Here is a 15,618-nt window from a genome sequence, read left to right as displayed (position 1 = left end):
GGTGGGTCGGCTAGTGGTGCTTGATTTGCAACGAACTAAGAAGGCTGGGTCCTTAGCGGTAAAAACTTAAGCGCTATGCGCATTTTAATCGTTTTTACGGCAAGGTAAAGGAAGCAATTACTGGCATGTGGTCAGATAAAGTGAGTGACTGAGCTTGTTCTACAAACGCATTTTGTACAGATAAATTTGGGCTGTAGAAATAATAATCGATTGTCCGGTCAGGGTCTCGGCTTGATGAACTATTGGGGGCATAGGTGAACCATGCTTTGCGTTGCTCGGATTGCGTGTTTGCAAGGCTGGGTACCGCTAAATGTTGTTGGTACAAGGTTTCTATTGCAGATTGTTGATCGTAATTGCGACGTTGTTCTTGTGCGAGTAATGGATAGGCATTAGGCGGCAGTAAATTAAAATCGCCAGCAAGAACCCAAGGCGTTTGAGTCTGGTTAAGCGAATGTAATTGTTGATTAATTTGTGTTACTTGCCGTTCAAGGGTGTCGGAGCCTTTGGAAAAGGCGGATAAGTGAGTGTTCAAAAGCACCAGTTTATCTGCACCCTCTATGGGCAGGTGAACTTCCTGTAAGGCACGCTTAAGGTTAAATAATTGCGTGATGGGGTCTTGTGGGATAAGGCTGAGTTGAGTGCGTGTAGCCGTGGTTATTTTGTATTTTGAAATAATACTCAACTTGGTGCCCACAGCGCCCATGATACGTGGGTGAGGGAGATAACGGGCTTGCCAATAAAAGCTACTGGTATGACAGGCATAATCGCTGGGAAGCAACTCAAGTAATTGAGCTAATTGATCGGCATGATCTGTTCGCTGAGCACCTTCATCGACTTCTTGTAAGAGGATAATATCCGGATTTTGCTGTGTAATTAGGTTGGCTAAACCCTTCAGGGTTTTTGTGATGTCGTCGCTAGAAGGGCGTTCGTCGGGACCGGTATTATTAGGCAGGTCATAGAAAAAAACATAGTTTTTCCCCGCCATAAATTGAACATTTTGGTTATACAGCTTAAGGGTTTGGCCCGCCGTTAAACGGGGTGTGTTTTCGCCACAGTATACCGCTTCTTGTTGAAGAGCTGGTGGGTGGTATGTGCTAAACCACACTAAGGCAAACAGCCCTAAAAGACAGAGGCTAAGGGAAAATAACAGTCGATAAAAGACCTTTGTTATATCCATGTTATGAATGTACTTGCATCTGGTCTATTGATTTACACGTTATTTTAGTTTGATAGCGATACTGTCTATATTGTTGCGGTGCAAGCGATTTTGAATTTTATCGACCATTCTAAAGGAAGTGTACGGGCCCGATTTAACTCGGTGCCAAATGCTACCGCTTTGGTTTACTGTTTGTACGGTCGATTCAATACCTAACAATGCTAAGCGGGCGCGAAGAGTATCAGCCTGCTGAGCTTTTTTAAAAGAACCTATTTGAATAATAAAGGTGCCAGGTTTGCTTTTTCCAGTGCCTTCTAGCCGACGCCTTTCTTCAATTTCATGCTCAGGAATAACAATTTCCATGTCGGGCAATATTTGATAAAAATCAAAACGTGGTTTAGTGCTGTCGATGGGTTTTGCAGTTGTTGCGATGGGCTTTTTTACATCACGTACGTCTTGTTGGCTAACAGGTCGCTTCACATCAGTAACGGGTTTATTTGGCGCTTCTTCCAAGTCAGATAAAAACATCGCAAAACCGCCAATTAATAGGCCAGTAATTAGCCACCAATAACCGGGAATAGGGCGTTTTTTTTTGCGCGCGTTATTGCTGTTAATTCGGTTTTTGTAATCTCTAGGCACTACATGGACTCCGGTGCATTAACGCCCAGTAGCTGTAAACCATTGGCTAGGACTTGCTTTGTTGCATTAATAAGAACTAGGCGAGCTTGCATCAGTGCTACATCATCAACAATGAATTTGTGTGAATTGTAATAACTGTGAAACTGCGTAGAAAGTTCACGTAAATAATGGTTAAGTTGATGTGGTTCGTATTGCTGAGCGGCTTGCGTCAGTTTTTCTGGGTAACGGTTTAAGGTATCAATCAGGTTGGTTTCGTGCGTTTGCGCTAATTGATCTAAATGCTTTAAACCCTCCTGTGCACTATAGCTGAGGCCTTTTTCTGTCAGTAATCGCATCACACTACAAACACGCGCATGAGCATATTGAACGTAATATAAGGGGTTTTCATTGGACTGCGAGGTAGCCAAATCAAGGTCAAAATCCATGTGCTGCTCGGCTTTACGCATGACGTAAAAATAGCGTGCAGCATCAGCGCCGATTTCATCGCGTAACTCCCTAAGTGTTACAAATTGACCAGAACGGGTCGACATTTGCATTTTTTCGCCACCTTTATACAAAACGGCAAATTGGACCAGCAAGACTTTCATACGCTCGGGGTCTGCGCCCATCGCTTGCAAAGCCGCCTTAACACGTGGCACATAGCCGTGATGGTCAGAGCCCCATACATCGATGATATCGTAACCACGTTCGAGGGTGTGTAAATGATAGGCTATATCGGAGGCAAAGTACGTGGTTAAGCCATTATCGCGAATAACAACACGGTCTTTTTCATCGCCAAACTCGGTTGATTTAAACCACCAAGCACCTTCTTTTTGGTACATATAGCCAGAAGCTTTAAGCTTTTCAATGGCTCGATCAATGGCTCCTTTGTCCATAAGTGAGCGTTCTGAAAACCAATCGTCGTAATGAACGCCAAAGTCTTCAAGGTCTTGACGAATATCGCCGAGAATGGATGTTAATGCGGCGTCAAAAAGAATGCGGTAGTTTTTATCCCCTAAGGACTCTTTAGCACGCGCAATAAGGCCGTCAATATGTTTTTCCTTGTCGCCGCCATCAGGCTCATCGGCGGGGATATCAAGAAACACATCACTGACAGGCATGTTAAAGGTTTGGCCATGTGACTGTTTAATCAGCGTTGCAATGTCAGCAATATAGCCACCTTTGTAACCGTTACTTGGAAACGGGATGCTTTCACCACAAAGTTCTAAATATCGTAGCCATACGCTGGTAGCTAGGATGTCCATTTGGCGGCCAGCATCATTAACGTAATACTCGCGATGGACATCGTAACCAATGGCTGTCAGTAGATTAGCAACGGTTGCACCGTAGGCCGCACCTCTTCCGTGCCCTACGTGAAGGGGCCCGGTTGGGTTCGCTGAAACGAATTCAACTTGTACCTTTTTACCTTTGGCAATATTGGAGGTGCCAAAGCGAGAACCTTGTTCAAGAATCTGTTTGATGACGGCGTGTTGGCTAAGCGGGTTGATGAAAAAATTAATAAAGCCTGGGCCGGCTATATCAACACTTAATACGTCGCTGTCTTCTGGCAAGCTATTGATAATAGCTTGGGCTATTTGGCGAGGGTTCTTTTTTGCAGGCTTTGCCAACATCATTGCAACGTTACTGGCGTAATCACCATGAGATGGGTCACGAGTATGCTCAATTTTGATAGTAGGCGTTAACTCTTCAGGCAATTCGCCTTGAGTTTGTAGCGATGAAATGGCTTGCTGAAGCAAAGAGGCCAAACGTGTTTTCATAGTAAATTTAGATCGTTGATTGATGCGCTGAATAGCTGTTCGGTGTTGAACACCGTTGTCATTGCGTATTATCGCTTGTGGGGTAAAACTTGCAAGTCTAAACGCTGTTAAAACAAGTCAATGGGATCAACATCAATGGACCAACGTACCTTACGCGAGGATTTGAGTTTTTCAAGTTTCGGTAAAAGCTGCTGTAAAAATTGATGGCGGGGTTTTCGCTGGGCCGATTCAATTAATAATTGATAGCGAAACCGTCCCGCCCTTTTTAGCATGGGGGCTGGAACGGGGCCTAGAATTTGAATCAGCGGTGCTTGAATCGTAGAGATCAACTCCTTAGCATCGTTTAGGAAGTTTAGAACCGCTTGTTCATTGATGGCGTTCACTCGTAATAGAGCTTGATAATGGTAGGGGGGCAATTGGGCTTGCTGCCTTTCATCCAGTGCCTCTTTTGCAAAACGCGTGTAGCCGTGCGTGATTAAGGTGTTTAATAAGGGGTGCTCGGGGTGGTGGGTTTGAATGAGTACCCGGCCGAGTTTTTCTTCGCGTCCTGCACGGCCAGCGACTTGGGTAATAAGCTGGGCCATACGTTCGCTAGCTCTGAAATCACAACTAAACAGCCCTGCATCAATATCAACAATGCCTACTAAGGTCACATTTGGGAAGTGGTGTCCTTTAGCAAGCATTTGCGTGCCGACTAAAATTTGAGCGCCGCCTTCATGTACTTTGTCAATGACTGACTGCATGGCATTTTTTTGTCGTGTGCTATCGCGGTCAATTCGACTCACAGGGGTGTCAGGAAAGTGCGAGCTCAATGTTTCTTCAACGCGCTCAGTCCCAAGCCCTAATGGAAATAATTCTGCTTGTTGACACGATGGGCAGGTATTCGGAATGGCATGTTCAACTCCGCAATGATGGCATCGAAGTAAATTGGCATTTTTATGAATGACTAGACGAGAGTCGCAACGACGACACTGTGCAACCCAACCACAGCTATGACACATTAACACGGGTGCAAAGCCTCGGCGATTCACAAAGAGTATGACTTGTTCGTTCCGCTCAAGTGTTTTGCCAATCGCTTTTAAAAGCGATTGGCTTAAATGATTGTCTAACGTTTGGTTTCGGCAGTCTAATAAACGAATATCAGGGTGTGAGGCACCTGCGGTACGCTCGGGCAACACTAATTGTTTGAAACGACCTTGTTGTACGTTGTATAGACTTTCGAGCGAGGGTGTTGCAGTGCCTAATACGATAGGGATGCTGTAGTCTCTTGCACGCATAACAGCAATATCTCGAGCGGAATAGCGAAAGCCTTCTTGCTGTTTGAATGATATGTCATGCTCCTCGTCCATAATGATCAGGCCGGGCGTACGCATCGGCGTGAATACTGCCGAGCGGGTGCCCAGCAATATATTGGCAAGGCCTTCTTTTAATCTAAGCCAGGCTTGAGCTCGTTGAGTGTCGTTAAGGCCGGAATGTGAAATGACCATCTGTGCTGTTAGGCGTTGCCTAAATCGCTGAGCTAATTGAGGTGTTAGGGTGATTTCAGGCAATAAAATTAACACCTGTTTTCCAGCACTAATGACGTGCTGAATAAGTCGAAGATAAACTTCTGTTTTTCCACTACCGGTGACGCCATCTAATAAAAATACTTGAAAGCCTTCGAGTGCCTTAGCAATTGAGTCGATGGCAGTTTGTTGGGCCGGGTTTGGGTCAAATAAAGGTGTGGTCGGAGAGTGTGTGGCTGTGTTGTGTTCTTGTGAGGCAGTGACCCAGCCTTTCTCGATCATGCTTTTAAGGGGCGAGCGCCAGTTCCAGTCAAGTGTGGAAAAGAAATCACGATCAACAGGTGCATCGGCGTTTTTTAGTTGATGCCATAAGCCTAGCTGCCTTGGGGAGCGTTTTAAGGAATTTTCATCGAGTGTCAGGCCATGTTTGGATAATGCGTATCGCGTGGTGAGCTCTATAGTGGGTGTTAATCCGGCTCGAAGCTGTTTTGGGAAGGCCTGAGCAAGCACCTCGCCGATAGGGTGATGATAGTAGTTAGCAGCCCATTTATATAGTTTTAAGTCATCAAGCGATATTAGAGGCTGTCTATCAATTAATTGGGAGATGGGTTTGAGTTGTTTTCGGCTAAGTTCGGTTGACGAAGAAATGTTAAGAATAACGCCAATTTTTTTTAATCGGCCAAAGGAAACAAAAACACGCTGGCCGATTTGGTAATCAGAGCGAGCCGAATTTTTTATCGGGAGATAGTCAAAAATACGGTGCAGGGGGGTGTCGACAGCAATATTGAGGTAAAAATCAGACATCAAGTAAAAGCGTTATTTGTTTTGTATCAGTTAGCCTGAAAAGATTAAAAAAATCTACAATAAATCGCTAACTTAATGAGTTAACTATGGTTTTTATTTTATCCACATTTTCTGTGGATAACTATGTGGATTATCTATTTATAATAGCTCTCAAAGCCCATGCAAAAAGGGCTGACATCAAATTGTAACAAAATAAACCATTGTTAACATATCTATAAAAAACAACAAGTTATATAATGCAAGGGTTATTTTAATCATTGCGTCGCAATATGTTTATGGCGACTAATCTAGTGTTTTTAGCTTGTGAATAAGAAGTCTTTGTGTATAGGGCTTAAGGCGCCTTTCAGCTAAATTATTACAAATAAGAAGGTCAAGTTAAGTGTTGCCGTGAATGTCTTTATATTCCTGTTATTTGTTTAGACTATCAATGTTTATCACTATCTTTTTGTTCAGCTTAATGTGTTAATTATTAGCCATAGCGTGAGATTGACCATTCGTTGTGTTATTGGTGTAGGTGTACCAGAATAAGGTTGTCAAAGATGATAATAGTTAATCAGGAAGAATTTTCTGCTGGGTGTGGCATCATTTTTTAACTTGAAAGATAGCCGGTGCTATCGAGGTCTAATATTGCAACAGAAACGTAAAAAACTGGAATATGAGCGCTTAGTGTTGGCATATAGTGATGAACTTTTTCGTTACGCGCTTTGGCTATGTCACGATAAAAACATGGCTGAAGATTTGCTTCAAGAGACCTGTATGCGTGCTTGGAAGTCATTGGATAAATTACGTGATAGTTTATCCAGTAAGGCGTGGCTGATGACGATCTTGCGAAATGAACATGCCCGTCAATATGCACGCTTCCGGCCGGAGATAGTTGATTTCGATATAGATATGTTGAGTTTGAGGGATGTAGACAATGATACGAGTCCTGACGCGTTTGCTCTTAAGCAGGCATTGAATGAGCTTGCGAATGAATATAAAGAGCCGCTGTTGTTGCAGGTAATTGTTGGATTAAGCTGTGAAGAAATCGCCTCGGTTTGTCATATTTCTAAAAGTGCGACCATGACCCGTTTGTTTAGGGCAAAACAGAAGTTAAGAAGTGTTTTAAGGCCCGAAGCGGGCCGGGCAGGTGAATGATGAAATGTGATGATTTTAAATTTGAATATACAGTCGCAGCAAATGAGGTTGGGACAGAGGCCAAAGAGCACCTAGCATCCTGTGAGCAGTGTCAAATATTTGCAGCGCAAGAAAACTTGTTTGAGCAGCAATTAAAAGAGGTTGTTAACCGAGGTGTTCCAAGCGGTTTAAAGCATTCGATAAGAGACTATGTGTATAAGGCACCTTTTTGGAGTGCGACTAAAATGAAGCCGATTGCCTTTGCGGCATCGTTACTATTAGCGGTAGGCTTGGTAACGTTTATACCAACGCAAAACGAAGAGTCAGTGTTGCCAATAGATCAGTTAGTTTACGAACACTTTTCACACGATGGGGCATCTTCAACGCATGTGGCTTACCCGCTTAATGAGCAAGAGCTCATAAAGTTGAGTAAAGAGTTTGGTATACGGGTGAGGTTAGCTAAAAATATTAGCTTTGCAAAAAAGTGCCCTATTGGAGATAGTTATGGCTTGCACATGGTGTATCAATACCATCAGCAAGCCATAACGATTATTTATATGCCAGACATCAGTCTAGATAAAACCCTACCTTTCCATTATGCCGGTTTACATGGCTGGGTTAAGCCATTGAAAAATGGCTCGATGGCCGTCTTAGCTGGTACAGCGACTGATATACCAGACGAGGAATTTGCCAGCAACGCAGTAGAATGGCTCTAATCATTGCCTTTTGAGTGATCCCTAGCAAAAATCAAGTAAAAAGCAGGCAGAATATAAAGTGTAAATATAGTGCCTATACCTAAGCCAGTAGCAATAACTAACCCAATATCAAACCGACTAACCGCACCAGGGCCTGATGCAAGTAGCAGCGGAACCATCGCAACAATCATCGATGCAGTTGTCATTAGGATCGGCCTTAAACGTACTGTAGCTGCCTCCTCAACGGCATTTCGAATAGAAAGCTTTTCCGTAATTTGTAATTGATTGGCAAACTCAACAATTAAGATACCATTTTTAGCGACCAGCCCAATTAAGGTAATAAGCCCAACTTGAGTATAGATATTCATCGTTGCGACCCCTAGCATAATAAAAGCCATTGCACTGGCCAACGATAAAGGCACCGACACTAAAATAATAAGCGGGTCACGCCAACTTTCAAATTGGGCGGCTAGTACTAAGTAGATAATTAACAATGACATAAAGAAAGTTAGAACAAGCGCGCTACCTTGCTGTTTGTATTGTCGTGAACTACCCGTGTGGTCCCACTTAAAGCCTCTAGGGAAAGATTTTTGAGCTTCTTCTTCAAGATAAGCTAAGCCATCTCCCATGGTCACACCTGGGCGTAATAAGCCCTCAATAGTTATACTGTTAAGTTGTTGAAACTGTGTGCGTTTAGCCGGTTCAACTTGCGTTGATACGGTGACGATTGAACTGATAGGAACCTTCTTGCCTGATGAGGTTTTTAGGTAAATGTTATCAAGTTTTTCAATATCTGAGCGACTAATATCGGCTACTTGCGGAATCACTTTATAGCTTCGCTCTTGCATGCTAAAGCGATTCACATAACCTTCACTAAAATAAACCGATAAGTTACGGCCTATTTCTTCCATGCTGATCCCTAAATCTGCCGCACGGTCTTTATCAACCATCAAATTGTACTTAGGTCTGTCAAATTCTATGCTTTTTTGTAAGAAAATAAAGTTGCCGCTTTGCATAGCTTTACCAATCAGCTCACCTGTTACATCACTAATTTGACTATAATCAGCGTCAGAAATAACAACAAACTGTACAGGCAATCCACCGCCTGCGCCTGGAAGACCTGGTGGCTGTACAACAGCTGTTCTCACACCTGTAAGCGAGGCCACTTTTTGTTGGAGCTCGGGCTGTATCTCCATCTGAGTACGTTCGCGGGTGGATTGATGGCCCATTTTTAGGCCGCCAAGTAATTTAGTCGTATCATTCCCTAGCCCCAGCAAGATGAAGCTATGATCATACTCAGGCATGGCTTCAAAAATATCTGATAGCTTTTTGCCTTGTTGTTGTAAAAAGTCAAGAGTAGATGTCTGCGGTGCCGTACCCATCGCGATAAGCAAATTCCTGTCTTCAATGGGAGCTAATTCTGATTTTGATAACAGGTACATCGGGTAAAGGCTTAATAACACAACCAAACCAAATATAACGGGAATAGATGGGGTTGATAATAAAGGCGAAACAGTTTTTTTGTAGCCACTGGCTAATTTTTCAAAAAAGTGTTCAGCGTACTTTTCAAATCGGCCGGCACTTTCAGAGCTTTTTAGAATGCGAGCACTCAGCATAGGAGCGAGTGTTAGCGCAACAATGCCAGAAATAAGGACAGCAGCAGCTAAAGAAAAAGCAAATTCAGTAAACAATGTACCAACTAATCCACCCATAAAGCCTATAGGGAAATAGACGGCAATAAGGGTAGTTGTCATTGCGATGATAGGCAAGCTGAGTTCTTTTGCGGCATCTATGGCTGCTTGAATACGTGGTTTTCCCATGTCGATATGGCGGTGAATATTTTCAACCATGACGATAGCATCATCCACCACTAAGCCAATTGCTAAGATCATCGCCAGCAAGGTCAGTAGGTTTAATGAAAAACCAAACGCTAGCATAATGAAAGTTGCACCAATGAGTGATAAAGGAACGGTGACTGCCGGTATAAACGCAGCACGCATGGTGCCTAGCGATAGGAAAATAACAACAATAACAATGCTGATGGCTTCAAGTAAGGTTCTTCCTACCTCGTTGATGGAGTCGCTGATAAATTTACTCGCATCATAGGGCATGTGAGACACAAGTCCCTCGGGCAAGTTATTATTAATGTCTACCATGGCAAGGTTAACCCGTTTAGCTACATCAAGCGGGTTTGCGTCGGGCGATTGATCTACCGTCATAAAAACAGCAGGCTTTCCACTGTAGAGGTTTTCGCTTTCGTAACCTTCGGCGCCAAGTTCAACATCGGCTATATCAGATAAACGAATTAGGGTGTCGTTTTGTTTGCCAACGACCAGTGTTAAGAAATCTTCTTCTTTAGCGACATCGGTTGTAGCGCCCATCTCAACACTGACCAGTGTGCCTTTTGTTTTACCAACACTGGAAAGGTAGTTGTTTCTGCGTAAGGCGGCAGAGACATCTTCAGCGCTCACACCTAAAGCAGCCATCCTTTTTGGCTTTAGCCAAATACGCATTGCGTATGTGCTATTGCCTAAGAGGCTTGCTTGGCCAACACCTTCAATGGATTGTAATCGTGGTTGAACGACACGCAATAGATAATCGGCGATTTGAATATCTTTCATGGTGTCACTAACAAAAGCGATATAAATCAGCGAAGTGGTAGACCCTGTTTTGGAGGTGATGATAGGGTCTAGTGCTTCTTGAGGTAATACACTACTTTGACTAGCCACCTTGGCTTGTATTTCTGCTATTGCGGCATTAGCGTCATAATTGAGGCGCATATGAGCCTCAATGGATGAGAGACCTTGTGTGCTGGAAGAAAAAAGGTAGTCTATTCCCTCAGCTTGGGCAATGGCCTGCTGTAAGGGAGTGGTAATAAAACCTTTTATAAGCTCACTACTAGCGCCAGGGTAAGACGTAGTAATAGAGATGACGGTATCTTTGGTTTCTGGGTACTCACGTATTTCTAGTGAAGCTATTGAGCGCAAGCCCAACACCAAAATAATTAAACTAACAACGCTGGCTAATACAGGTCGCTTAACGAAGATGCTGGTAAAGTTCAAAGCAATGCCTATTGTTGGTTATTGGAAAGGGTAACTACCTGACCGTTTCTGAGTTTTACGTGACCCTCATTAACGACTATATCGTTTAGTTGGAGTCCTTTAACTATTTCAACGCGGCCTTCTTGATGGGCGCCGGTTTCAATATTACGTAGCTCAACACTATGTTGGCCGTCCTGTTGTTTTACGACATAAACGCTCTCACCATAGGTATTAAATAAAACAGCGGTTTCAGGCAATGTTAAAACGGGACTGGCTTTTGAGGTAATAGCGGTTACTTCAGCAAACATTCCTGCTCTAAGCTTTTCATCAGGATTGTCGATAGTGGCTCTAACGCCAATAGAACGGGTTTCTTGATGTAGGCTTGGGTTTATCGCTTGGATATTACCTGTAAAGACTTCGTCGGGGTAGGCTTGAACCTTAACCTTTACCAATTGCCCTGTTTTAAGTTGTGCAAAGTGGCGTTCAGGAAATGAAAAATCGGCGATGATGGGCGATAAGGACACGAGTTGGGCAATTTGAGCGCCTTTGTCTAAGTATTGTCCAAGGCTGACAAGTCGAATACCTATTTCACCAGAGAATGGAGCACGTATTTTCTTTTTGTTAATAATGCTTTGTTGCGAAATAACGGCCGCTTTTGCGATGTCTAATTCAGCACGGGCCTCATCATGACTAGATAGGGAGGTTGCTTTGTTTTTTAACAAAGTGACCTGACGTTTAAATTTTATTGTCGCAAGCTTTTCAGCTGCGACTAAACCATCAAGGTTTGCTCTATCTGTTGAGGTATCAAGCTCGAGAATCAAATCGCCTTTTTTCACAGTGGCGCCTGAGTCTACGTGCAGAACGGAAATGATGCCTGCAATTTCATTGCTTAAAACAATGCCTCGTACAGGGTTAATGGTGCCGACTGATGACAAGGTGTTTTCCCACTGCTCTTTAATCACCTCGACCGTTGTTACTGTAGGCGGCGGTGGTGCTTTGCGGGATGACATTGCTTTGTTGATTTGAAGGAATTTCGAACCGAATAAGCCACCAAATATCACGATAATAATAATGGCTAGTAAAAGTATTTTTTTACTCAAGGGGGTCTCCGTAATGATGCTTGAATTGATTGCTAGCGGCCTAAGTATACGCCGTCAAAGAAGGCTTCTCAAACTGAATATTAGCATTCTTTAATGTAAAAACATTGTTTATCCGTTAAAAATAGACTAAGACTGCAACAGGAAAAGGACAATTTAGGCATAATAGACTGACGTTAGATATAGAGTAAGGCGTTGAATGAAAAATATAAAATGGGTTTGTGTTGGCCTAATACTGATGCTGTCGGCTTGCGCGCATATAACAGAGCAAAAAAAGTTAGAGCATCTAGATGCTAAACAAAAACTGTTTATGAAAGCGTTACGCTGGAAGTCGTATGAAACGGCGGCAAGTGTTATTCGTTATAGAAATCCAGCGCGCAAATTAGCTCCAATTGATGGGCTTAATAAAATTACGGTGACTTCTTATGATTTGATAGGTTCTGTGCCCAACGAGGAGGATGACACCATCATAGCGCAGGCATTATTTGGTTATATTCAAAATGAAACAGGGCGTGTCTATCAAGTAAAACATACTCAAGTTTGGTGGTTCGATGAGGAGTCAAAACAGTGGTTTTTAGACAGCGATATGCCGGACTTTAGAATAGATTAAGTTTCTTTGTAATTGTTGGCTTGTCAGATCTGCTCGAATGTTTATTTTTTCGTGAAGGTTTTTGTTATCGCCACAATTTATAAGTAGTTGGCAGTATTTGTGCCTTCAAGTTTGTCTTGAAGGTTAGTGGTGGTTGGCAATAAACGTTTAAGCCCTTCTTTAAAAGCGCGTATTTCATTGATAATGCTTGATGTTTTGTTTATAACGACGCCGATTTAAAAGGTAGGAAACTAGTGAGGTGGTCTATCTGTGCGTTAACCTGTATTTTTTCATCGTCAATAAACTGTTCAATGGCTTGACGAAATTCGGCATGTAATATCATGTGGTTTGACAAGGTTTTGACGGGCTTGAAACCACGTGAGATTTTATGTTCGCCTTGAGCGCCCGGGTCAAAGCGCATGAGTTTATGATTAATACAGTATTCAATGCCTTGGTAATAACAAGCTTCGAAATGTAAAAACTCATATTCTTGCTCACAGCCCCAATAGCGACCATACAGTGTTTGATGATCTTTAAAACACAGTGCAGCACCAATGAGCCTATTGTCTTTTTGGGCGCAAAACATCACCAAGTTCTCAGCCATGGTTGACAGTAATAAGTTAAAAAATTCTAAATTTAAATAGCCTTGTTGCCCGCTACGCTTTAAGTATGTGAAATGATAAAAACGATAAAATTCAGCCATTAATTGTTTGCTAATATCACGACCATCGACCACCGTCATTTCAATACCTTGTTGAGTAATTGACAGCCGTTCTTTACGTAATGTTTTGCGTTTACGTGATTTAAATGTTTGCAGGAAATCGTCGAAAGACGTGTAGTGATGGTTGAACCAATGGTATTGAATGCCACTGCGTTGTTTATACTCGGAGTCCTCCAGTAAGGAAGACATTTCGGTGTCAGGGAAAAGCACATGCCAACTCGATAACCCCACTGAAGAAACTGAATCGAGAGCAGCCTGTCGGATATTTTTAATGATGGTCTGTTTTTCTTGTGTCAATTGAATGCGGTTGTGAAAAGCTAAACGAGGGCCTGTGGATGGTGTGAAAGGGATGGCTGATAATAATTTAGGGTAATAGTGTAATTGGTGTTGCTGATAGGCATTGGCCCAAGCCCAATCAAAAACGTATTCGCCGTACGAGTGGGTCTTAAGGTAACAAGGCATGGCAGCGATAATGTCATCTCTATCGGTGACAATTATATGATGAGGGGTCCAGCCGGTAGAAGCTTGGGTACAGCCGCTTTGTTCAAGTGCAGATAAAAAAGCATGTTGAATAAACGGATAATCAGTTTCAAATACACTGTTCCAGTGTGTGTCTGATACCTTAGATATGCTAGAGAGAAATTTAATATTCATAGTGTTAAGGTTAACGAAAAATAATGATTAAGGCGCATGCCATTGTAGTCGTTTCTAGCGCTGTTATGGCTAGCTATTATGAGAACCATTGGCGATAACAAGCCACTAAAACGCTGACGCTGAGCAGTTCAGATAGGGTTTTTAAAGAATAAATCGGTAAAGCTAAATACTGGAATTATATATTGTCGAAAAGTAAACAATGGCATAGAGTATTCTTTACAAAAAAAACATGATGGATAGGGATATGTCTAACGAAAGTATGGCTCAAAAGAAGGAACGAACCCAAACAAGTGGTTTGATCCGTGAGTTACTCGAAGAACGAAAACAAGTCTGGTCTTCTTACTGTGCAGTATCGGGCATTGAGGAACATAAAGGCCAAAAACCAATCGAGGAACTGCTTCAAGATTTTTGTCAGTTGACGGTTGATTATATTTCATTAGGACATTTTGGCGTGTATCAACGCATTTTAGCGGGTAATGAAAGACGTAAGTCTGTACTGGCCGCCGCTGAGCGCATCTACCCAAGTATCTCTAAAGCTACTGAAACTGTTTTAGACTTTAATGACAAGTACCAGACGTTAACGCCAGCAATGATTTTAAATGAATTGGCTAGCGACTTATCCTCAGTCGGTGAAAATCTGGCAAACCGAATTGAGTTAGAAGATCAATTAATAGGCGAAATGCTTGCCTAGACCACAGATAAAGTATTGCCCTGAATGTGGTAATAAAACGGAGTCAAAAACGCCCGAGGGGGATAACCAGATTCGGGATGTTTGTGACGCCTGCGACCTTGTGCATTATCAAAACCCACGAATTATTGCCGGCTGTATTCCTGTTTGGGAAGATAAAATTTTGTTATGTAAGCGCGCTATTGATCCTAGAAAAGGATTCTGGACATTGCCAGCAGGTTTTATGGAGCTGGGTGAAACGACCGAGCAGGCGGCTGTACGAGAAACTTTGGAAGAAGCCGAGGCGGTTGTCCAAACTGAAGAGCTATACGCGGTTTTTAACTTGCCACACATTGACCAAGTGTATGTGATGTATCGTTCAGTATTATTAAAGCCAGAGTTTTCAAGTGGTGAAGAAAGTTTAGAGGTGCGTTTATTTGCGGAGCATGAAATTCCTTGGGATGAGCTGGCTTTTGAAACCATGCGTAAATCGCTAGAGTTTTATTTTCAGGATAGACAGTCCGGTTGTTTTAAGTTTAGGTCTGCAGATATTACAAGACCGTTATCTCGTTAACCATTTAGCCATGGGTGTGAAATGAAACGAGAACAGATTATTCAATGCCTAGAGCCGGCAAGCAGCCTTCAAGGTTGGTCGCAGCAACAGCGTAAAGATGGTTTACGTAATGCAGCTGTTCTGATTCCTTTGGTTGAACGTGATCAATGGCAAGTTTTGCTAACTAAGCGTACCGAACATCTTAATAATCATGCTGGACAGGTTAGTTTTCCTGGAGGACGTGCTGACAGCATTGATCTTTCGCCACTACAGACGGCGTTACGAGAAACCGAGGAAGAAGTGGGGATTCAACAGGACTTAATAGAAGTGGCCGGAATTATCGAGCCCTTTTTAACGGTAACTAATTTTAAAGTCGTTCCCATTGTGGGTTTTGTGGAACCTTCGTTTACTCTCAATATTGATGAGTTTGAAGTGGCTGATGTGTTTGAGGTGCCATTATCAATCTTGGCAGACCAGTCTTGTTATGAAAGAAAAGAAGTTGTCTGGAAGGGTCAAAATAGGATGTATTGGGAGTTGATGTACGACGGCTTTCAAATCTGGGGTGCAACAGCCGCTATGCTGTATGCATTTGCTGGCCGTTTAAGGGTGGCGAAAAACACCTAA

The 15,618-nt window shown here is 42.7% G+C and carries 13 protein-coding genes; 6 read left to right on the top strand and 7 right to left on the bottom strand.

Annotated elements, in window-relative coordinates; all coding sequences use genetic code 11:
- Positions 1-94: 94 nt before the first annotated feature.
- From Q91_RS09805 to Q91_RS09790, 4 genes are all read right to left on the bottom strand, one after another.
- Entirely contained in the window at positions 95-1,177 is a 1,083-nt protein-coding gene (locus tag Q91_RS09805; protein ID WP_041230538.1) for an endonuclease/exonuclease/phosphatase family protein, read from the bottom strand.
- 39 nt (positions 1,178-1,216) lie between these two features.
- Positions 1,217-1,795, bottom strand: coding sequence for an SPOR domain-containing protein (locus Q91_RS09800; RefSeq protein WP_015006740.1), 579 nt, complete (start codon positions 1,793-1,795; stop codon positions 1,217-1,219).
- Positions 1,795-3,552 carry an arginine--tRNA ligase gene (argS, locus tag Q91_RS09795; RefSeq protein ID WP_015006739.1) on the bottom strand — a complete coding sequence of 586 codons (1,758 nt, stop codon included), beginning with the start codon at positions 3,550-3,552 and terminating at the stop codon, positions 1,795-1,797. Before argS ends, Q91_RS09800 begins: the two co-directional genes overlap by 1 nt.
- Positions 3,553-3,659: 107 nt before the next feature.
- Positions 3,660-5,861, bottom strand: coding sequence for a primosomal protein N' (locus Q91_RS09790; protein WP_015006738.1), 2,202 nt, complete (start codon positions 5,859-5,861; stop codon positions 3,660-3,662).
- A 627-nt stretch (positions 5,862-6,488) separates the two neighbouring features.
- Here Q91_RS09790 and Q91_RS09785 point away from each other — a divergent pair.
- On the top strand, positions 6,489-6,998 hold the full coding sequence (locus tag Q91_RS09785; RefSeq protein WP_015006737.1) for a sigma-70 family RNA polymerase sigma factor: 510 nt from the start codon (positions 6,489-6,491) through the stop codon (positions 6,996-6,998).
- Positions 6,995-7,693 carry a DUF3379 family protein gene (locus tag Q91_RS09780; RefSeq protein WP_223253216.1) on the top strand — a complete coding sequence of 233 codons (699 nt, stop codon included), beginning with the start codon at positions 6,995-6,997 and terminating at the stop codon, positions 7,691-7,693. The genes Q91_RS09785 and Q91_RS09780 overlap by 4 nt, the downstream gene beginning before the upstream one ends.
- On the opposite strand, the gene Q91_RS09775 is transcribed toward Q91_RS09780, so the two are convergent.
- Positions 7,690-10,734, bottom strand: a complete 3,045-nt coding sequence (locus Q91_RS09775) for an efflux RND transporter permease subunit (protein WP_015006735.1) — start codon at positions 10,732-10,734, stop codon at positions 7,690-7,692. The genes Q91_RS09780 and Q91_RS09775 overlap by 4 nt on opposite strands.
- Positions 10,735-10,742: 8 nt before the next feature.
- On the bottom strand, positions 10,743-11,813 hold the full coding sequence (locus Q91_RS09770; protein ID WP_015006734.1) for an efflux RND transporter periplasmic adaptor subunit: 1,071 nt from the start codon (positions 11,811-11,813) through the stop codon (positions 10,743-10,745).
- Between the two features lie 196 nt (positions 11,814-12,009).
- Here Q91_RS09770 and Q91_RS09765 point away from each other — a divergent pair, with 196 nt between their 5' ends.
- Entirely contained in the window at positions 12,010-12,420 is a 411-nt protein-coding gene (locus Q91_RS09765; RefSeq protein WP_015006733.1) for a hypothetical protein, read from the top strand.
- A gap of 199 nt (positions 12,421-12,619) precedes the next feature.
- On the opposite strand, the gene Q91_RS09760 is transcribed toward Q91_RS09765, so the two are convergent.
- A complete protein-coding gene (locus Q91_RS09760) occupies positions 12,620-13,774 on the bottom strand; it encodes a GNAT family N-acetyltransferase (protein ID WP_015006732.1) in 1,155 nt (384 codons plus the stop codon).
- 244 nt (positions 13,775-14,018) lie between these two features.
- Between Q91_RS09760 and Q91_RS09755 the strand changes: the two genes are divergently transcribed.
- Genes Q91_RS09755 through Q91_RS09745 form a run of 3 tightly spaced genes read left to right on the top strand, consistent with a single transcriptional unit; the run spans position 14,019 to position 15,618 of the window.
- Positions 14,019-14,465 carry a sigma D regulator gene (locus tag Q91_RS09755; RefSeq protein ID WP_015006731.1) on the top strand — a complete coding sequence of 149 codons (447 nt, stop codon included), beginning with the start codon at positions 14,019-14,021 and terminating at the stop codon, positions 14,463-14,465.
- On the top strand, positions 14,458-15,015 hold the full coding sequence (locus tag Q91_RS09750) for an NUDIX hydrolase (RefSeq protein WP_015006730.1): 558 nt from the start codon (positions 14,458-14,460) through the stop codon (positions 15,013-15,015). The genes Q91_RS09755 and Q91_RS09750 overlap by 8 nt, the downstream gene beginning before the upstream one ends.
- A 21-nt stretch (positions 15,016-15,036) precedes the next feature.
- Positions 15,037-15,618 (top strand): CoA pyrophosphatase, encoded by a 582-nt coding sequence (locus tag Q91_RS09745; RefSeq protein ID WP_015006729.1) that lies wholly within the window; start codon positions 15,037-15,039, stop codon positions 15,616-15,618.

Source organism: Cycloclasticus sp. P1, from assembly GCF_000299965.1.
In the GTDB taxonomy this organism is placed as follows: Bacteria; Pseudomonadota; Gammaproteobacteria; order Methylococcales; family Cycloclasticaceae; genus Cycloclasticus; species Cycloclasticus pugetii.
This window is presented reverse-complemented; position numbering and strand designations above follow the sequence as displayed.